Origin of the sequence: Pectobacterium colocasium, assembly GCF_020181655.1 — a bacterium.
GTDB classification, from domain to species: Bacteria; Pseudomonadota; Gammaproteobacteria; order Enterobacterales; family Enterobacteriaceae; genus Pectobacterium; species Pectobacterium colocasium.
This window is the reverse complement of record NZ_CP084032.1, coordinates 2,058,179-2,076,845: the sequence shown is the minus strand read 5'-3', so window position 1 is coordinate 2,076,845 and position 18,667 is coordinate 2,058,179. Positions and strand designations below refer to the sequence as shown.

At 51.6% G+C, this 18,667-nt stretch carries 19 protein-coding genes; 8 read left to right on the top strand and 11 right to left on the bottom strand.

Translation table 11 applies throughout. From position 1 onward, the window contains the following. The first annotated feature begins 16 nt into the window (after positions 1-16). The 4 genes from artJ (LCF41_RS09410) to artJ (LCF41_RS09395) all read left to right on the top strand — a co-directional run bounded on the left by artJ (LCF41_RS09410) (position 17) and on the right by artJ (LCF41_RS09395) (position 3,159). Entirely contained in the window at positions 17-748 is a 732-nt protein-coding gene (gene artJ / locus LCF41_RS09410) for an arginine ABC transporter substrate-binding protein (RefSeq protein ID WP_225087823.1), read from the top strand. Between the two features lie 11 nt (positions 749-759). After that, on the top strand, positions 760-1,476 hold the full coding sequence (gene artQ / locus LCF41_RS09405; protein WP_180741276.1) for an arginine ABC transporter permease ArtQ: 717 nt from the start codon (positions 760-762) through the stop codon (positions 1,474-1,476). Further along, positions 1,476-2,144, top strand: a complete 669-nt coding sequence (gene artM / locus LCF41_RS09400; RefSeq protein WP_225087822.1) for an arginine ABC transporter permease ArtM — start codon at positions 1,476-1,478, stop codon at positions 2,142-2,144. The genes artQ and artM overlap by 1 nt, the downstream gene beginning before the upstream one ends. Before the next feature lie 283 nt (positions 2,145-2,427). Further along, positions 2,428-3,159: an arginine ABC transporter substrate-binding protein gene (gene artJ / locus LCF41_RS09395; protein WP_225087821.1), complete on the top strand. Its 732-nt coding sequence runs from the start codon at positions 2,428-2,430 to the stop codon at positions 3,157-3,159. 369 nt (positions 3,160-3,528) lie between these two features. Here artJ (LCF41_RS09395) and rlmC read toward each other — a convergent pair whose 3' ends face one another. The 9 genes from rlmC to nfsA form a co-directional block, all read right to left on the bottom strand. After that, a complete protein-coding gene (gene rlmC, locus LCF41_RS09390) occupies positions 3,529-4,656 on the bottom strand; it encodes a 23S rRNA (uracil(747)-C(5))-methyltransferase RlmC (protein WP_225087820.1) in 1,128 nt (375 codons plus the stop codon). Between the two features lie 128 nt (positions 4,657-4,784). Further along, positions 4,785-5,237 carry a YbjO family protein gene (locus tag LCF41_RS09385; RefSeq protein ID WP_225087819.1) on the bottom strand — a complete coding sequence of 151 codons (453 nt, stop codon included), beginning with the start codon at positions 5,235-5,237 and terminating at the stop codon, positions 4,785-4,787. Between the two features lie 208 nt (positions 5,238-5,445). After that, positions 5,446-6,291 (bottom strand): putrescine ABC transporter permease PotI, encoded by an 846-nt coding sequence (gene potI / locus LCF41_RS09380; RefSeq protein WP_010277277.1) that lies wholly within the window; start codon positions 6,289-6,291, stop codon positions 5,446-5,448. Next, positions 6,288-7,253 (bottom strand): putrescine ABC transporter permease PotH, encoded by a 966-nt coding sequence (potH, locus tag LCF41_RS09375; protein ID WP_194430074.1) that lies wholly within the window; start codon positions 7,251-7,253, stop codon positions 6,288-6,290. Before potH ends, potI begins: the two co-directional genes overlap by 4 nt. A 14-nt stretch (positions 7,254-7,267) precedes the next feature. Continuing rightward, on the bottom strand, positions 7,268-8,401 hold the full coding sequence (potG, locus tag LCF41_RS09370; RefSeq protein WP_181829136.1) for a putrescine ABC transporter ATP-binding subunit PotG: 1,134 nt from the start codon (positions 8,399-8,401) through the stop codon (positions 7,268-7,270). Between the two features lie 203 nt (positions 8,402-8,604). After that, positions 8,605-9,714, bottom strand: a complete 1,110-nt coding sequence (gene potF, locus LCF41_RS09365; RefSeq protein ID WP_225087818.1) for a spermidine/putrescine ABC transporter substrate-binding protein PotF — start codon at positions 9,712-9,714, stop codon at positions 8,605-8,607. A gap of 372 nt (positions 9,715-10,086) precedes the next feature. Next, entirely contained in the window at positions 10,087-10,566 is a 480-nt protein-coding gene (locus LCF41_RS09360) for a type III secretion system chaperone family protein (RefSeq protein ID WP_039275494.1), read from the bottom strand. 289 nt (positions 10,567-10,855) lie between these two features. Next, positions 10,856-11,767, bottom strand: a complete 912-nt coding sequence (gene rimK / locus LCF41_RS09355) for a 30S ribosomal protein S6--L-glutamate ligase (protein ID WP_225087817.1) — start codon at positions 11,765-11,767, stop codon at positions 10,856-10,858. Between the two features lie 16 nt (positions 11,768-11,783). Then, entirely contained in the window at positions 11,784-12,503 is a 720-nt protein-coding gene (gene nfsA / locus LCF41_RS09350) for an oxygen-insensitive NADPH nitroreductase (RefSeq protein WP_225087816.1), read from the bottom strand. A 307-nt stretch (positions 12,504-12,810) separates the two neighbouring features. Here nfsA and LCF41_RS09345 point away from each other — a divergent pair, with 307 nt between their 5' ends. Then, positions 12,811-13,077, top strand: coding sequence for a GrxA family glutaredoxin (locus LCF41_RS09345; protein ID WP_010277298.1), 267 nt, complete (start codon positions 12,811-12,813; stop codon positions 13,075-13,077). A 79-nt stretch (positions 13,078-13,156) separates the two neighbouring features. On the opposite strand, the gene LCF41_RS09340 is transcribed toward LCF41_RS09345, so the two are convergent. Continuing rightward, positions 13,157-13,528, bottom strand: a complete 372-nt coding sequence (locus tag LCF41_RS09340; RefSeq protein ID WP_225087815.1) for an inner membrane protein YbjM — start codon at positions 13,526-13,528, stop codon at positions 13,157-13,159. 384 nt (positions 13,529-13,912) lie between these two features. Between LCF41_RS09340 and LCF41_RS09335 the strand changes: the two genes are divergently transcribed. The 3 genes from LCF41_RS09335 (at position 13,913) to deoR (ending at position 17,413) form a co-directional block, all read left to right on the top strand. Next, the gene (locus tag LCF41_RS09335) at positions 13,913-15,601 is read left to right on the top strand and encodes an aspartate:alanine antiporter (RefSeq protein ID WP_225087814.1); all 1,689 of its coding nucleotides are present in this window, start codon (positions 13,913-13,915) and stop codon (positions 15,599-15,601) included. 338 nt (positions 15,602-15,939) lie between these two features. Then, positions 15,940-16,608, top strand: coding sequence for a deoxyribose-phosphate aldolase (gene deoC, locus LCF41_RS09330; protein WP_225087813.1), 669 nt, complete (start codon positions 15,940-15,942; stop codon positions 16,606-16,608). A 31-nt stretch (positions 16,609-16,639) separates the two neighbouring features. After that, complete coding sequence (gene deoR / locus LCF41_RS09325) at positions 16,640-17,413, top strand: DNA-binding transcriptional repressor DeoR (protein WP_225087812.1); 774 nt, start codon at positions 16,640-16,642, stop codon at positions 17,411-17,413. Here deoR and LCF41_RS09320 read toward each other — a convergent pair. Continuing rightward, a complete protein-coding gene (locus tag LCF41_RS09320) occupies positions 17,410-18,615 on the bottom strand; it encodes a serine hydrolase (RefSeq protein WP_225087811.1) in 1,206 nt (401 codons plus the stop codon). The two genes, deoR and LCF41_RS09320, sit on opposite strands and share 4 nt — an antisense overlap. Positions 18,616-18,667 lie beyond the last annotated feature (52 nt).

Genomic DNA, 18,667 nt, shown 5'->3' with positions numbered 1-18,667 from the left:
TATCAGGAAAATGATAATGAGAAAATTGATTGTTGCAGCCTTATTCGCCATGGGCGCCGCCTCTGCTAACGCTGCGGATACCATCCGTTTCGCGACAGAAGCCTCCTACCCTCCGTTCGAATTTGTCGATGCCAATAACCAAATTCAGGGTTTTGATATCGATCTGGCCAATGCACTGTGCAAAGAAATGCAGGCAACCTGCACGTTCAGCAACCAGGCTTTCGACAGCCTGATCCCCGGTCTGAAATTCCGTCGTTTTGAAGCGGTCATCGCGGGAATGGATATTACCCCAGAGCGTCAGCAGCAGGTGTCATTCACCCAGCCTTACTATGACAACTCCGCGCAGTTTATTGCCCAGAAAGGGAAAGTGGCCGATATCGCCGCACTGGCGGGAAAACGCGTTGGCGTACAGAACGGAACCACGCATCAGAAATACCTGATGGAAAAGCATAGCGATATCAAAACCGTGCCTTACGACAGCTATCAGAATGCCGTGCTGGACCTGAAAAATGGTCGTCTGGATGCCGTATTCGGTGATACCGCCGTCGTTAACGAATGGCTGAAACAAAACGATACGCTGAGTACCGTGGGCCAGAAAGTGACGGATAAAGGTTACTTCGGTATCGGTCTGGGCATCGCCGTGCGCCAGAACAACGATGAGTTGCTGAAAAAATTCGACGATGCGCTCAACAAAATCAAGCAGGATGGTACTTACGAGACCATCTACAAAAAATGGTTCCAGCAGTAATCTGACGCTCAATGATTGAATTTCAACCTCTTGCAAGCGCCGCCGGGATGACCGTCGGCCTTGCTGTTTGTGCACTGGTGCTCGGCCTCGTGCTGGCGATGCTGTTTGCCGTTTGGGAAACCGTCCGCTGGAAAGCCGTTAGCTGGACGGGAACGGCGGTCGTCACGCTGCTGCGCGGCCTGCCAGAAATTCTGGTCGTGCTGTTTATCTATTTCGGATCGTCCCAGCTGCTGCTGATGTTGGCAGACGGTTTTACCCTGAATCTCTTCATCGTGCAGATCCCAGTAAAACTGGATATCGGCATGTTTGAAATCAGCCCCTTCCTGTGTGGCGTGATTGCGCTGGCGCTGTTGTATGCCGCCTATGCTTCCCAAACGCTGCGCGGCGCGCTGAAAGCCGTCCCTCAAGGGCAATGGGAATCGGGTCAGGCTCTCGGGCTCAGTAAATCCGCCATCTTTTTCCGTCTGATTATGCCGCAGATGTGGCGTCATGCCCTGCCGGGTTTAGGCAATCAGTGGCTGGTATTGCTGAAAGATACCGCGCTGGTGTCGCTGATTAGCGTTAATGATTTGATGCTGCAAACCAAGAGTATTGCGACACGAACGCAGGAGCCTTTTACCTGGTACGTAGTCGCGGCAGCAATTTACTTGATTATCACGCTGTTAAGTCAGTATGTGCTGAAACGCATTGAACTGCGCACTACGCGTTTTGAGCGGAGACCTTCCTGATGCTCGCTTATTTACCTGAGCTATTAAAAGGCCTGCATACCAGCCTGACCCTAACGGCCGTCTCCATCGTCGTGGCACTGGTGTTATCACTGCTGCTGACCGTCGTGCTGACGCTCAAAACCCCTGTCGTGTCGATGTTGGCGAAAGGCTACATTACGCTGTTTACCGGCACGCCGCTGCTGGTGCAAATCTTTCTGATTTACTACGGCCCTGGGCAATTTACCTCTATTCAGCAAATTCCCTGGCTGTGGAACCTGCTTTCACAGCCGTGGCTGTGTGCGATGGTGGCGCTGGCGCTCAATAGCGCGGCCTATACCACGCAGTTATTCTACGGCGCAGTAAAAGCGATTCCCGCCGGACAGTGGCAATCCTGTGCGGCGCTGGGAATGAATCAGAAGCAGACATTGCGTATTTTGTTGCCGTTCGCGTTTAAACGCGCGCTGTCTTCTTATTCAAATGAAGTGGTGCTGGTGTTTAAGAGTACGTCGCTGGCGTACACCATCACGCTGATGGAAGTCATGGGCTATAGCCAACTGATGTACGGCCGGACGTATGACGTGATGGTATTTGGTGCCGCGGGGATTATCTATCTTTGCGTCAATGGGTTGCTGACATTGTTGATGCGTTGGGTTGAGCGCCGTTTGCTAGTATTCGAACGTCGTAACTGATGCTTTTCACACCGTAGTGACTTACCTAAAAGCAGGCTTTGATAGCCTGCTTTTTTTATGGTGTGCCATCCCTGCCCGTCTTCCTTACGGGCCATTGCTGACGCAAGGTTAAAAATTTCTCCCGGAAATTTTTTATTGCCCGCTGATGTAAAAACACGCAATAAATCGACTTATTAATCATATTAATTGCATATAAATTCACTTAGTGGCATGGTAACGACCATGACGCTGGAATCCTTCCGCGCAAGTATATTTATCAATATAAGAAAAACAGGAGTAGGTAATGAAAAAATTAGTGCTCGCCACCTTGCTGGCAGGAATCGCCTTCAGCGCCACCGCCGCAGACACCATCCGTTTTGCCTCATCAGCCACCTACCCGCCGTTTGAATCACTGGATGCCAGCAATGAGATCGTTGGCTTCGATATGGATCTGGCGAAAGCGCTGTGTAAACAAATGCAGGCGACCTGTACGTTCACCAATCAGGCCTTTGACAGCCTGATTCCTGCGCTGAAATTCCGTCGCTATGACGCGGTGATTTCCGGTATGGACATCACGCCAGAACGCAGCAAGCAAGTGGCATTCACGCAGCCTTACTACGCCAACTCAGCCGTGGTTATCGCGCAAAAAGGGAAATTCAGCGATTTTGCGGCGATGAAAGGCAAACGTATTGGGATGGAAAACGGCACGACGCACCAGAAATACATGCACGATAAGCACCCGGAAGTACAAACGGTCTCTTATGACAGCTACCAGAACGCAGTACTGGATCTGAAAAACGGCCGTATTGATGGCGTATTCGGTGATACCGCTGTCGTCAACGAATGGATTAAGACGAACCCTGAACTGGCAACGGTTGGTGAACACGTGACTGACGCAGAATACTTCGGTACCGGATTAGGCATCGCCGTTCGTCCTGATGACAAGGCGCTGCTGGAAAAACTGAATAACGCGTTGGACGCCATCAAAGCGGACGGCACTTACAAAACCATTAACGACAAGTGGTTCCCGCAATAAGGTTCACGTATCTTAACGCGGTGTAATGCTGTATGAAGTCATACATATTAACACCGTTTTTTTGTCGTTCAGGCGTACAAAATTGTGCTGAGGTGGGCGTGACCGCCGGGTGAGCGGCAGGACGCCGCGAAAGACAGTGCCGCGTCGGGAACGCGTCACTGGCGGCCCGAATAGCGGCCACGAACGCCGAAGGCACCGCGCAGCGGCACAATTCACGCCAAAAGCCAGTGGTCAAGGAGCTGCGGCAATTGAGCGCTCCTTGTCGGGCGTGTGATGAAATCATAGAAACACACCAGCATTGACACGCCCGAAACTTTCACACTGTCGAACATGAAACTTAGCATTTTTCTTCCATACCTTTATCGCTTATCAAGCGCGTTTCAGTAACGTCAGCACTTCGTAGTGCGCCGTATGCGGGAACATGTCGAATAGCTGTACGCGTAGCGCGCGGTAATTCGCCAATTCCGTCATGTCTTTTGCCATGCTTTCAGCGTTACAGCTGGAGTAGAGAATATAGTTCGGAGCCATGCGGCTCAGATAGGCACACAGTTCACTGCCGATACCGCGGCGCGGCGGGTTGACTAGCACCAGATCGGGGATTTCCGCTTTCCCTGTCGCGAACTGCGTTGAATCCAGCGCCTGAAACTCCACCTGTTTCAGCCCAAGCTGCTCCGCAGAACGACGCGCGCAGGCTATCGCCTCAGCGCTGATTTCAATGCCCGTCAAACGCATCTCGGATGACGCACAATGCAGGCCAAAACCCCCTACTCCGCAGAACAGATCCCACATGCTGGTGATATTCAGCTCTGCAACCCAGTCGCGAGCTGTTGCATACAGCGTGGCAGCCACCTGTGGGTTCGTCTGGAAAAAACTTTGCGGACGGATATACAGCGGCACCTGATTGAACTGTTCGGCCAACGCGGCCGCCTCACTCAGGATAATTTCTGTTTTCCCTTCCATAATCGCCTGATGTACCGGCTGAATGTTGGCCGATATCACCTCAAGCTGCGGCAACTGCTGCTGTAGCCAGGGCAATGCGGCACGCAACTGCGCCAGTTTGGTTTCCGAACGTAAAACAAAGCGCAGCATAAACGTACCGCGCTGCGTACTTTCCGTCAGAAGCAGATATTTCAGCTCCCCGCGGCGTCGTTCTACGTTATAAGGCGTCAGCCCCGCTCGGGCGATGAAGACTTTGAGCACATCGAAAACCGGCACGAAACTCGATGGATAAAGCGGGCAATCGCAGAGATCCACCGCCGTTCCGTCACGATGTAACATCCCCAGTAGCGGGCGTTCCACACTGCCGCTCACCACCATTTTGGCTTTATTACGAAAGGCGGACTGCGCAGAGGGCTGCACCGGTAGCCAGTGCTGCACCGCGTGTGGCTGTAGCAAGCCTTCGAGATGCTGCTGCTTATCGGATAGTTGCTGGGGATAGGCTTTTTCCAGCCATTGGCAGGAACGACAGGTTCCCGTGCTGTAGCGGGCACAATGCATAAAAAATCTAACTATTAAAAATAATACGGAATGAGAGGATTATAACACCCAGATGGCGTCACCCTGCGATCTTTCCGCGTAGTCATGGGCAACGCCAGCAGCCAGACGCGCTCAGGAGGGATCAATGTCTATTTCTGACGCATAAAAAAACGCTTACTGCGCCGTGGCAGAAACAGTAAAACAATCACCAGCAGATCCGGGATCTTTTGCAGCAGGAGCTGATGCAGCACAGCAGCATTATTCTCTCCTGAAATATGGAATATCGCTGGCATAAACTCACTGAACGACGCCAGCAACAGATAACACACCACCACACCCTGGCAGGCTACATAGCCCCATCGGCCCCAGTTCACACCGGCCAAAACAGCAAAGCCGCAGCGAATCTCAACGCCAACAACAAAAAGTGATAACAGTAACACCAGCGTCGAATCCCAGGCTTCCGCATTGCTGCCAATCCAGCCGCTAAAATCGCTGAGCCCTAACTCCCACACCAGCAGCAAAATCCCCAAAAAACGGGTCGCAATAATCGCAATCCCCGCCACCATGACGGGTACCGGGGCATAAACTTTGCGTTGTGTCATTTCCTTCTTTGTATACAGAATTTCAACGCTCTCCCTTCATGCGGCCAGTTATCCGCCAAAAATACAACACCCACATAAAATAGGGTGCAGAGATAAAACTTAATGCGAATATAAATCTTAATCGGAATATAAAACAACAACGCCCCCATACTCTGGCGGCGTTGCTGGAAATTTTCGCTAGGCTAACAAATTACGATGAGAGATCGAATCAGCCGCGTCTCGCTTTTTGCATATCGCGATAGCGCTGTTTCTCTGCTCTCGCCATAAACCACCAGGCGATAAAGCCAATAATACCAACGACTAACAATATCAGGGAAGCCAATGCGTTAATTTGTGGATTAACGCCCATTCTGACGCTGGAGAACACCAGCATCGGTAGTGTTGTTGAACCAGGCCCTGCCACGAAGCTGGCGATAACCAGATCGTCCAGCGACAGCGTAAACGCCAGCAGCCAGCCGGAAAGCAGCGCAGGGGCTATCATCGGCACCGTGATAATGAAGAACACCTTGAGCGGATTCGCGCCCAAATCCATCGCCGCCTCTTCAATAGAACGGTCAAGTTCACGCAGGCGCGCGCTGATCACCACGGTGACATATGCGGTACAGAATGTGACATGCGCCAGCCAGATCGTTAACATCCCTCTTTCCGCCGGCCACCCAATGGCATGCCCTAACGCCACAAAGAGCAACAGCAGCGACAAACCGGTAATCACATCTGGCATAACCAGCGGCGCCGTCAACATAAAGGCAAATCCGTTGGAGCCACGAAAGCGGCCAAAACGCACCATCACCACGGCGGCGATCGTTCCAAGAATCACCGCCATCGTGGCCGAGGCGGCAGCAATGGTCAGACTCAGGAGCACCGCGCTGATCATCGCCGTATTGTGGAACAGTTCAACATACCAGCGTGCCGACCAGCCAGCCCATACGGTAACCAGCTTGGAGCTGTTGAACGAGTAGATCACCAACATCAGCATCGGTGCATAGAGGAACGTAAAGCACAGCACCAAAATCACAATACGCCACGGTGAGCGAACAACAGGTAAATTATTCACGCTTCACCCTCCGCACTTTTGCTCTGATGTTTGTGGAACCAGATAATCGGCATAATCAACAGCAGCAGCATGACGACAGCAACGGCAGACGCCACTGGCCAGTCTCGGTTATTAAAGAATTCCTGCCACAAAATACGGCCAATCATGATGCTGTCCGGCCCGCCGAGCAGTTCTGGGATGACGTACTCCCCCACCGCAGGGATGAAGACCAGCATCGAGCCCGCGATAATTCCGCCTTTCGTTAACGGAACAATCACGCTGAAGAAGGTTTTCAGCGGCCGCGCGCCCAGATCCAACGACGCTTCCACCAGCGAGTAGTCCAGCCGCATCAACGCGGTATAGATCGGCAGCACCATAAATGGCAGATAGGAGTACACGACGCCAATATAAACCGCCAGATTGGTATGCAGAATGACCAACGGTTCATCGATCACGCCCAGCCACAGCAGGAAGTTATTCAGGATTCCGTTGTTTTTCAGAATTCCCATCCATGCGTAGACGCGAATCAGGAATGACGTCCACGATGGCAAAATCACCAGCAGTAACAGGATGTTGCGCGTTGACGGTTTACTATGTGCCACCGCCCAGGCCAGTGGGTAGCCGATAAGCAGACAGCACAGCGTCGACACGGCAGCAACCTGAAGCGATTGCATATAGGCATCGAAATACAGCGGGTCGTCCAACAAATGCAGGTAATTCCCAAGATTCAGGGAAATATCCAGCTTGTCGTCCATCCAGGAAACCAGATCGGTATACGGTGGGATCGCCCGCGCCATCTCTGCCAGGCTGATTTTGAACACGATCAGGAACGGCAGCATGAACAGCAGCAGCAGCCACAGATACGGCAGCGCGATGACGAGCTTACGTCCGTGCTTTTGACGCCAGCGCGCCATCAACACACGGAGCCAGAGTCTGGCCTTGCCCGGTGGTTCCGCCGTGTTATGTTCGGGAAATAAAGTCATGGCATTCTTCCTCGCTACACCGTCAGAACCACACAGCTATCCGCATCCCAACACAGCCGAACCTCATCTCCCCAGGTCGGCGCGCCTTTGCGATAGCGGTAAGCATTTTGTAATTGCGCGCTGATGGTTTGCCCGCTGTTGAGCCTGACGTGGTAAATCGACAAGTCGCCCAGATAGGCGATATGCACCACTTCCCCTACCGCGAAGTTACAGCCGTCGGCCGGAACCTCTTCACACAGCATGATTTTCTCTGGACGCAACGCGATGTAGACCGGAACGCCATCCACCACCGAGACATCCGAATCCACCTTCAGCGGATGCACCAGTCCGGGGCTTTTGATGATCAGCGCATCGTCCTGACGTTCCTGCAAAATCCCTTCAAACATATTGACCGAGCCGATAAACTCCGCGCTGAAACGCGTGTTCGGGTGCTCATAGATCTCTTCCGGCTCGCCAATCTGTACGAATTTGCCGCGGTTCATAATGGCGATACGACCCGCCATGGTCATGGCTTCTTCCTGATCGTGCGTTACCATCACGCAGGTCACGCCCACGCGTTCCAGAATATCGACAACTTCGAGCTGCATGCGGTCACGCAGTTTCTTGTCCAACGCGCCCATCGGTTCGTCTAACAGCAGCAGCTTGGGACGCTTCGCCAGACTACGAGCCAGCGCTACACGTTGACGCTGACCACCGGAAAGCTGATGCGGTTTACGATTAGCAAACTCCTGCATATGCACCAGCGATAGCATCTCTTCCACACGATCTTTGATTTCCGCGCGCGGTAGCTTGTCCTGCTTCAGGCCAAACGCGATATTCTTTTCCACCGTCATGTGTGGGAACAGCGCATAAGACTGAAACATCATATTGATGGGACGCTGGTAAGGCGGCACCAATGATAAATCCTGACCATCCAGAACAATCTGTCCCTGCGTCGGGAGTTCAAAACCGGCCAGCATGCGCAGCAGCGTGGATTTCCCACAGCCAGATGCACCCAGCAGAGCAAAAATTTCGCCTTTATAAATCGTCAGGCTGACATCATCGACGGCGGCCTGACCATCGAACGACTTCGTCAGGTTGCGCACTTCCAGCAGCGGCGTGGCCGCTTTTTGAGGTTTTGATTGAGGGCGGGGGATCGCGTCATTCACTTCGCATTGCTCTCCGGCAAAAGCAGAACAAGCCACATCGCCAATGCCGCCATTCGGCACTTTTTGCATTCAGCGGTGTGACACAATATAGAGCGCGAACAGGCGGGTTATCCGCCTGTTCGCCACATTTTATACCCATCCATTATCGGGTTGCCGCAACCAGCAACCGTCAAGCTCTTGGGCAACTATCCAGATCCAAGAGGCTATTTGCCGCTTTTAACCTTAGTCCATGCACGCGTACGCGTGCGGTCAATCTGAGGAGACTGCACCTTAAGGGTAAACAGCTTGGCTCGCACATCCGCTGGCGGATAGACACCAGGGTTGTTACGAATTTCTGCGTTGACCAACGGCAAGGAGGACAGGTTACCGCTCGCGTAATACACGTGGTTACTGATTCCCGCCATCACTTCCGGCTTCATCAGATAATCCAGAAACGCATAGGCTTCATCCAGATTTTTAGCATCTTTTGGAATCGCGAGGACATCAAAGAATGCCAACGCGCCTTCTTTCGGAATACTGTATTGGATATTCACCCCGTTCTTCGCTTCTTTCGCACGATTTCCTGCCTGCAGAATATCGCCAGCCCAACCTACTGCGACGCAGATATCGCCGTTTGCCAGGTCGTTGATGTACTGCGATGAATGGAAGTAGCGAATGCTCGGACGCAGCTTCAGCAGCAGGTCGGTTGCCGACGTGGTGTAATCACCCGGTTTGGTGCTGTTCGGATCTTTACCCTGATAGTTCAGCACGGTTGCAAAGATCTCTTCCGGTGCATCCAGGAAGGAGACGCCGCAGCTTTTCAGTTTTTCCAGATTCTCTGGCTTCAGTACCAGATCCCAGCTGTCAACCGGCGCATCGGCACCCAGTGCAGCTTTGACTTTCTCAACGTTATAGCCGATGCCCGTGGTCGCCCACAGGTAAGGCAGGGCATATTTGTTACCTGGATCGTGCTGCGCGATCAGCTTCATCAGCTCAGGATCCAGATTTTTGTAATTCGGTAGTTTGCTCTTATCTAATGGCTGAAAAACGCCCGCAGAGAGCTGACGCTCCAGAAAACTGGCAGAAGGCACGACCAGATCAAAACCCGTGCTGCCTGCCATGAGCTTGCCTTCCAAGACTTCGTTGGAATCAAACACGTCATAGACGACCTTAATACCGGTTTCTTTCTGGAAATTGGCTAATGTGTCCGGCGCAATATAATCGGACCAGTTATAAACATGCAGCGTTTTCTCTTCCGCAGATGCGGTGACGGACGCGGCCATCAGCAAGCCGGTAACAACACCCGATAGCCATTTTTTACGTTGGGTGAACATCCGTTCCTTCCTCCATATAAGGGGGTGATTCATGGAAATAAGCCTGTATCGTTCCGATACAAAATATGTCCTGCCGCGCTCTCCAACCGATGAATGAGTATGCACCGATTTTTATTCGCTCAAACACAGACATAGCCCTGATTCAGCTGTCTGTGTCTTACAGGAATAAAGCATAACCCCACAACATCCTGTGCACCATACTTGAACGTAAAAAATGGGTTTTAACGATTATTTATTCACATTTTATCGATGTGATGCAGGCGTTTAGCGACAAACAAAGAGAAATATCTGGCAATAATACGAAATAACCAGAATAAATGTCGGTAAGAGGAAAATAAGTAAAACCAATTGCTGCCTTTGGCAGCAACCGTATCAATGCAGATGTGAGGTTGTGACTCTTGCAGCAGAGCCCTCTTCTTCCTCGCCGATAAACAGCAGATTATTAGCGCCAGCCTCAAGGATCACCATTGAGATCTGTTCTTCGGACTGCTGCATGAAATGTCGGAACTGTTCCAATGTCATGCCGGCGGCAACGCTGAATGACTGGCAGACAATCAGTTTCGGCAGATTATCGTCCTGAACGTCGATAAACGCCTTGACGGTCAACGAACTGGCGTTGATTTGGCTCAGATCGCCAACCAGAGGAATCAGCGCGCTGGGCTTCACTTCAGCCAGTGCGGAAAACAGGATCACGTTATCTACCAGATCAACTTTCGCATCAAACACGCCATCAAAATTTTGCATATGAGGAAGATGAAGCGCCTGACAGGAATCACATTCGAAATACAGAATATTCAGTTGGTCCAGCCACCGCCGTAGCATAGCCAAATCCGGGACGATGAGTGAATCCATCATGTTTGCCTCATACCTGTCGCCGTAAAAACAGCGTTGTTGAAAAGAAAGCACCGCTCACACCAGAGCGATGTTAAAACGTAAACCAGAAGCTGCCGTAACGAAAGAAACATCGTTAAAAACGGCACATAGCTTACGGAATATTGCACAACGATGCCATGATAAAAGCGTGTCATCACCCGCTTTCCTCATTCCACTGCGCGGCAATGTGCTGAATAGCGCCGTGGCACGCTGCCCACACACCAATGGGGATCGCCGTATTTTACGGCGCAGCCCCTGTTTCAGAAAGCTAACTTTTACTTATTGTTGCCGATGTTGCGAAGCGTCTCTGAGTATTTTGTTCAATAAACTCAATCATCATGCCAGCAATATCGAACCCGGTCGTCGTTTCAATCCCTTCCAACCCCGGTGAGGCATTGACTTCCATCACCAACGGCCCTCGGTCGGCGCGCAAAATATCAACGCCTGCGACATTCAGCCCCAGCGTTTTCGTCGCCTTGATGGCAATCGCACGCTCCTGTGCCGTAATTTTCACGTTATTCGCCGAGCCACCGCGATGCAGATTTGAACGAAACTCCCCCGCTTTCGCCTGCCGTTCAATCGCCGCAACAACCCGATTACCGATCACAAGACAACGAATATCTTTACCCTGCGCTTCACGCACGTATTCCTGCACCAGAATATGGGCATTCAGCCCGCGAAAGGCATCAATTACGCTTTCCGCTGCCTGACGCGTCTCGGCCAATACCACGCCAATCCCCTGCGTGCCTTCCACCAGTTTTACGACCAGCGGCGCGCCACCTACCATCGCGATCAGGTCACCGGTATCATCCGGCGAGTGGGCAAATCCGGTGATTGGCAGGTCAATGCCTTCGCGGGCTAGCAGTTGCAGTGAATGCAGTTTGTCGCGGGCGCGGATTACCGCCACAGAATTATTCAGCGGGTAGCTTCCCAGCATTTCAAACTGGCGCAATACCGCCGTGCCGTAAAACGTAATCTGTGAACCAATGCGCGGAATCACCGCGTCATATTTATCCAGCCGACGACCACGGTAATGCACCGACGGCGCCGCTGAATTGATATTCATGTAGCAGGAAAGCGGATCGATAATCTCAACGCTGTGCTTGCGCGCCTCAGCCGCTTCACGCAGGCGTTTACAGGAATATAACGCCCCATCACGAGACAGAATGGCTATCTTCATAAATATCCTACAGATACTAGCGTATCGCCCATCCTTGTTGATGTAAGTAGTCCAGCATGAATGGACGTAACTCTTTTTTCAGCGTCCGTTCGACGTGCTCACTCCAGCTCTCGCGGCGGCTACCGGTACGTTGCAGATAATATTCCACCATGTGCTGGTCGTATTGCGCCAGCACATCACGATCGAGCGGCTGATAGATATTTTCATGCAGCATCATGGCGGTTGGCATGCGCGGCTTCAGCATCGGTTCCGCGTCCGGGTATCCCAGACACAGCCCAAACAATGGTATAACCAGCGGCGGCAATTGCAGTAACTGTGTCACATCAGCAATGCGGTTACGGATTCCGCCGATAAATACCCCACCCAACCCCAGCGACTCCGCGGCGACCAGTGCATTCTGCGCCATGAGGGCGGTATCGACACAGCCAATCAGCAACTGCTCGGCCAGCCCGGTTTCAGCCTGTGGAAAGATCTCCACATGGCGGTGGAAATCGGCACAAAAGACCCAAAATTCTGCCGCTTGCGCCACATAGCCTTGCTCGCCGGTATAGTGAACCAGCGTTTCACGCACGGCAGGATCGGTGATACGAATAATGGCGCTGCATTGTAAAAAGCTGGAGCTGGACGCGCTTTGTGCGGAGGTAATAATGGCGTGGCGTTGCTCATCCGTCACTGCCTGAGACGTAAACGCGCGGATAGAACGATGGCGCTGTAGCAAATCAATGGTTGGTGTCACACTGGCATCCTTCAGTCGATAAAGTACATCTAATAGGCAGCTTGAAGTATGGCGGAATTATATCGTAGCTCAGGCAGAAGCTGCATTACTCCACTGCCTAATAGCTTCAGCAAATCGTTGTAACAGGTAATGACGACTATTTTTCATCAATGAATACGGGCATAGTATTGATAAATGTCGGTATAGTAGCGTAATTCGCAGTAACCTCATTAACCGTAACACTTTTAGTCGTGATCTTGTCTGCAATAGACGTCACGCTATGCGTTTCAGGAATGAGAACATTTTCTAATTTTACAAAGGAGTTTACATGTTCGCTGTAATTTTCGGGCGCCCAGCTTGCCCTTATTGTGTACGTGCGAAAGAACTGGCAGAAAAACTGGCCGAGCAACGTGATGACTTCAGCTTCCGCTATGTGGACATCCATGCAGAAGGCATCTCAAAAGAAGATTTGTCCAAGACGGTAGGAAAACCAGTTGAAACCGTACCGCAGATTTTCCTGGATGAAAAACACATCGGCGGCTGCACCGATTTTGAAGCCTATGCCAAAGAGCACCTGGCTCTGTTCCAGTCATAATATCGAACTGGCAGGACAATAGCGCGGCGAAAGTCCGCGCTTTTTTATGGCGATGCGTTTATGGTGATGAAATAAGCGCTTAGCGAAGATAGCGTCGATAAACACCGCGTAAACACAGCATACCCAACGCGCCCAGCACACACCAAAAGACCGCACTCATCACGTAGGCCAGCTCTTGCCAGAAAGAGCGCATCGGCGTATTCCACAGGTGAAGCACCAATAAGCATACGGGCATCGCCGCCAGCGCACCAAACAGCGGGTAAAGCAAGCGACCACGCGCGGAAAGAAAACAGGCTACCATGCCGGGCAGCAGAAAAAGCAACATCCCTGGGCTGCCACGCAACCCGTCATTCACCGCGACATCCGATACCTCAAATTTTTGGCTCAGAAATACAACGGTGAACAAGAGAAAACAGCAGATCGCGCCCACCCAACCTTTATTTTTTGCCATAAATCGCCCCTTTCAATATGCCTCCCAACCTGCATCCACCAGATACCGCAACATGCGAGAAAACATGCGGCATGGTAAAAATGATGGGTATCGTATTCCCCGATATGAAAAACATGAGGCTTCGCTACGATTTATTCGATGCGCAGATTATCCGCAGAAAAAGACAATAACCTGCTACATACCTTCAACAGCGACACCACAATCATTAAATTAAACAATAATTACACTGAACAATTTTATCGGATAAATTATACTGAACGAGGCTGATTCCTTTCAGCTGAAGCGTATTGATACCGTCACGGGAATTCATGCATTTCATGGCTAAATCTAGCCGCTATAATGAATAACATCAAGCACTTACTGGTAAACAACAAGTTACATTCCATGAATATAAACGTCGCTGATTTGTTAAATGGGAATTACATTCTGCTGTTATTTGTGGTTCTTTCATTAGGACTCTGTCTGGGGAAATTACGCCTCGGGCCAGTACAACTCGGTAATTCTATTGGCGTTTTAGTTGTTTCTTTATTACTCGGCCAACAACATTTTTCGATTAATACCGAAGCGCTGAGCCTCGGTTTTATGTTATTTATTTTTTGTGTGGGAGTGGAAGCCGGCCCCAATTTCTTTTCTATTTTCTTCCGTGACGGGAAAAATTATTTCATGCTGGCGTTGGTAATGGTTGGTAGCGCAATGCTACTGGCGCTGGGGTTAGGTAAATTATTTGGTTGGGGGATTGGTCTGACGGCGGGGATGCTGGCCGGTTCCATGACATCGACGCCCGTGCTGGTCGGTGCGGGCGACACGCTGCGCAATACCGCCAGTATGGGAAGCCAGCTCGGTATTGAGCAAGATCACCTGAGTCTGGGCTATGCGTTGACGTATCTGGTCGGGCTGGTCAGCCTCATTTTCGGTGCCCGCTATCTGCCCAAACTCCAGCATCAGGACCTGCCCACCAGCGCACAGCAGATTGCACGCGAGCGCGGGCTGGACGCAGACAGCCAGAGAAAAGTCTATTTGCCCGTCATTCGCGCCTATCGCGTCGGGCCGGAGTTGGTCGACTGGGCGGACGGCAAAAATTTACGCGAGCTGGGAATCTATCGCCAGACCGGCTGCTACATCGAACGCATCCGCCGCAACGGAATTCTGGCCAGCCCCGACGGCGACGCCGTTTTGCAAATCGGTGATGAGATCGCGCTGGTCGGCTATCCAGACTCGCACGCTCGCCTGAACTCCAATTTCCGCGACGGCAAGGAAGTTTTCGATCGTGACTTGCTGGACATGCGCATTGTGACGGAAGAGATCGTCGTCAAGAACCACAATGCCGTCGGCAAACGCCTGAGCCAATTGAAACTCACCGATCACGGCTGTTTCCTGAACCGTATTATCCGCAGCCAGATTGAAATGCCGATTGACGATAGCGTCGTGCTGAATAAAGGGGATGTTTTGCAGGTCAGCGGCGACGCCCGTCGGGTAAAAAGCATTGCTGACAGAATCGGATTTATTTCTATTCACAGCCAGGTTACCGACCTGCTGGCCTTCTGCGCGTTTTTCGTCATCGGTGTAATGATCGGGCTGATCACCATCCAATTCAGCAACTTCACTTTCGGCATCGGTAACGCAGCCGGGTTGCTATTCGCTGGCATCATGCTGGGGTTCCTGCGCGCCAACCACCCGACCTTCGGCTATATCCCGCAAGGCGCGCTCAACATGGTCAAAGAATTTGGCCTGATGGTCTTTATGGCAGGCGTTGGCCTGAGCGCGGGCAGCACAATCAACAGCAGCCTGGGAGAAGTCGGTATTCAGATGCTGGCTTCGGGGCTTATTGTCAGTCTGGTTCCGGTGGTAATTTGTTTCCTGTTCGGTGCCTATGTATTGAAAATGAACCGGGCGCTGCTGTTCGGCGCGATGATGGGCGCACGAACCTGCGCCCCCGCCATGGATATTATCAGCGATACGGCTCGCAGTAACATCCCTGCGCTCGGCTATGCAGGCACCTATGCTATCGCTAACGTACTGCTGACATTAGCGGGTTCACTGATCGTGGTTATTTGGCCTGAACTACCCGGCTGAAAAAATGTAAAAAATCGTCATTATTTTCCAGATAAGCGAGAACTTTTTCTTTGCCCTAAAGTCTGAATAAGTGCCACTGCTTTTCTTTGATTCCCCTTATTGAGGAGCCCATCGTTCCCGCCTTTCAGGTTCAAGAACGATGGGCGTTTTCTTTTCTACCTTGCGCTATCCACTCTCTTTCCTATTTCTTGATTGTCATACATCTGTAATCACATTCATTTCATGAAATGTTATTTAAATAACAAAAATTAATTTTATTGTTATTTTTGTGACATTAAAATCATTGAGTGTCATAATCACGCTCTCTGATCTCTTATCGATATCATCAAGGATTTACCATGACTGACTACGCACGCTATATCGACCACACACTGCTGGCCGCCAATGCTACCGAACAGCAAATCATCACGCTGTGCGAGGAAGCGATAGCACACCGTTTTTATGCTGTTTGTGTGAATTCAGGCTACGTTCCCTTAGTCGCCGAAAAGCTGACAGGCACTGACGTTCAGGTGTGCTCTGTTATCGGTTTCCCTCTCGGTGCAGGCCTGACGGCCAGCAAGGCTTTTGAAGCCAAAGCGGCAATTAATGCCGGTGCTCAGGAAATCGACATGGTAATTAACGTCGGCTGGCTGAAAAGCGGGAAGATTGACGCCGTCAAAGCGGATATTCAGGCCGTGCGCGAGGTTTGCGCCGCTATACCGTTGAAGGTAATATTGGAAACCTCTCTGCTTGATGACGAACAGATTGTACTGGTGTGTGAAATGTGTCGTCAGTTGGATGTCGCGTTCGTCAAAACGTCTACCGGTTTCAGCACCGGCGGTGCACGCGAAGAACACGTTCGACTGATGCGTAACACCGTCGGCAGCGAGATGGGTGTCAAAGCATCTGGCGCGGTTCGCGATCGCCAAACGGCACAGCGTATGATTGAAGCAGGCGCCACACGCATCGGTACCAGCTCAGGCGTCGCTATCGTTTCAGGCGAAGCCGCCGCAGCAGGAAACTACTAACAACAAAAATAGCTTACGAGCTGGGAATTTTATGGAAACGCGGCGCGACGAACGAATCGGCAGACTGGCTCAGGCATTAAAGAAAACCGATAAACTCCATCTGAAGGACGCCGCACAGCTACTCGGCGTGTCCGAGATGACCGTTCGCCGCGATCTGAACGCAGATTCCAGCTGCGTCATACTGCTCGGCGGCTACGTCGTGAGCGACCTGAAGAATAACGGCGTCACAAACTATTTCGTCTCCGACCAGCAGACCAAACAGGTCAGGGAAAAGCAGGCTATCGGTGCGGCGGCTGCGCATCTCGTGGAAGCAAACGATACCGTTTTTTTCGACTGCGGCACCACTATCCCCTTCATCATTGATGCCATTCCTGATGAACTGCCTTTTACCGCGATTTGCTATTCCCTGAATACCTTTTTAGCACTACAGGAAAAAAAGGCGTGCAGAGTGATTTTGTGCGGCGGGGAATACCATCCCGATAACGCGATTTTCACTCCGCTCAACCAGCGCAGCGAGCTGGACAACATCTGCCCGAATAAAGCGTTTATTTCTGCGGCGGGTATCGAACTTAACGCAGGCGCGACCTGTTTTAATTTTGCCGAGCTGGGTATGAAGCAACGCGCCATGGCAACCGCACAGCGCATCATTATCGTGGCAGACAGCAGCAAATTCGGCCAGATCAAGCGCGCCTGTATCGGCCCGATCACGCTGTTTGATACGGTCATTTCCGACAGCGCACCGGGCGAACCATACCTACGTTACTTCGCCAACAACGGCATTCAGTTAATCCACGCGGGGAATTAACCGAATAACCCACCGAACCACTGCTGCATCTTCATCATTACCGTATCCCAGAGGCGGCTAAAGAAACCGGCCTCTGGGATATCATCCATCGCCACCAGTTCACGCTGACCGATGCTTTTACCATCCAGTTGAAAATCAATGGTGCCGACAACCTGATTTCTGGTTAGCGGCGCGGAAAGCTGCGGCTGATTGAGCGTAAAGCTGGCTTTCAGGTTCTTCATTTGCCCTTTCGGTATGGTCAGCGCGGCATCCTGTGCGACGCCAAGTCGCGCTTCTGTCTCAGTGCCAAACCAAACCCGCTGCGTGGTAAAGGGGGCATCCGCCTTAATAGGCGTTACCGTTTCAAAAAAACGGAAGCCCCACGTAAGCAGCTTTTCGCTTTCACGGAAACGGATGGCATCGGTTTGCGCACCCAGCACCACGGAGATCAGGCGCATATTGCCTTCCGTTGCCGAGGCCACCAGATTATGCCCCGCACCGTTGGTATGGCCGGTTTTCACGCCGTCCACATTCAGATTCGTGCTCCACAACAGGCGGTTGCGGTTAGGCTGGCGGATATTATTGAAGGTGAACTCTTTTTCCTTATGCAACGCATACTCTTCCGGCACGTCGCGGATCAGCGCCTGCCCTAACAGCGCCATATCACGTGCAGTGCTATACTGCCCTGCGGCATCAAGCCCGTGCACGGTGAGGAAGTGCGTATTCGTCAGGTTAAGCGCCTTCACATAATTGTTCATCAGGCTGACAAACGCATCCTGACTGCCCGCGACGTAATCCGCCAGCGCAATGCTGGCATCGTTACCGGACTGAATGACAATGCCTTTATTTAGCTCAGAAACGGGAATACGGTCACCCGGCTTAAGGAACATCAGCGACGAACCACGCAGCGCTGGATTGCCGGTTGCCCAGGCATCTTTGCCGACGGTCACTTCATCAGTCGGACTAATTTTACCGGATTTAATAGCCTGACCAATGACATAGCTCGCCATAATTTTTGTCAGGCTGGCAGGGTCAAGGCGCTCATCGGCATTGCTCTCAGCCAGCACTTTGCCGCTATGATAATCCATCAGAATAAAGGCTTTGGCTTCGATCTGCGGCACCGCAGGCAGCTGTTCCGCATAGGTGAAGGGCACCAAACCAACAAGCAATACCGTACCTACAGAGAAAGACGTGAGTCTGGTCAGGAAAGGGGTTGTTTTCATGAGTTCGCCGCAATGTCCATCAGTCGTTAAAAATTCTTAATTTTCAATATGT

What these genes read in the sequence shown, in the direction of transcription:
- potH (WP_194430074.1), bottom strand. Translation starts at nt 7,253, where the DNA reads ATGACTTTATTTCCCGAACATAACACGGCGGAACCACCGGGCAAGGCC.
- LCF41_RS09360 (WP_039275494.1), bottom strand. Translation starts at nt 10,566, where the DNA reads ATGGATTCACTCATCGTCCCGGATTTGGCTATGCTACGGCGGTGGCTG.
- LCF41_RS09385 (WP_225087819.1), bottom strand. Translation starts at nt 5,237, where the DNA reads ATGACACAACGCAAAGTTTATGCCCCGGTACCCGTCATGGTGGCGGGG.
- artQ (WP_180741276.1), top strand. Translation starts at nt 760, where the DNA reads ATGATTGAATTTCAACCTCTTGCAAGCGCCGCCGGGATGACCGTCGGC.
- LCF41_RS09345 (WP_010277298.1), top strand. Translation starts at nt 12,811, where the DNA reads ATGTTCGCTGTAATTTTCGGGCGCCCAGCTTGCCCTTATTGTGTACGT.
- LCF41_RS09320 (WP_225087811.1), bottom strand. Translation starts at nt 18,615, where the DNA reads ATGAAAACAACCCCTTTCCTGACCAGACTCACGTCTTTCTCTGTAGGT.
- rimK (WP_225087817.1), bottom strand. Translation starts at nt 11,767, where the DNA reads ATGAAGATAGCCATTCTGTCTCGTGATGGGGCGTTATATTCCTGTAAA.
- potF (WP_225087818.1), bottom strand. Translation starts at nt 9,714, where the DNA reads ATGTTCACCCAACGTAAAAAATGGCTATCGGGTGTTGTTACCGGCTTG.
- LCF41_RS09335 (WP_225087814.1), top strand. Translation starts at nt 13,913, where the DNA reads ATGAATATAAACGTCGCTGATTTGTTAAATGGGAATTACATTCTGCTG.
- deoR (WP_225087812.1), top strand. Translation starts at nt 16,640, where the DNA reads ATGGAAACGCGGCGCGACGAACGAATCGGCAGACTGGCTCAGGCATTA.
- LCF41_RS09340 (WP_225087815.1), bottom strand. Translation starts at nt 13,528, where the DNA reads ATGGCAAAAAATAAAGGTTGGGTGGGCGCGATCTGCTGTTTTCTCTTG.
- artJ (WP_225087821.1), top strand. Translation starts at nt 2,428, where the DNA reads ATGAAAAAATTAGTGCTCGCCACCTTGCTGGCAGGAATCGCCTTCAGC.
- rlmC (WP_225087820.1), bottom strand. Translation starts at nt 4,656, where the DNA reads ATGCATTGTGCCCGCTACAGCACGGGAACCTGTCGTTCCTGCCAATGG.
- deoC (WP_225087813.1), top strand. Translation starts at nt 15,940, where the DNA reads ATGACTGACTACGCACGCTATATCGACCACACACTGCTGGCCGCCAAT.
- artJ (WP_225087823.1), top strand. Translation starts at nt 17, where the DNA reads ATGAGAAAATTGATTGTTGCAGCCTTATTCGCCATGGGCGCCGCCTCT.
- artM (WP_225087822.1), top strand. Translation starts at nt 1,476, where the DNA reads ATGCTCGCTTATTTACCTGAGCTATTAAAAGGCCTGCATACCAGCCTG.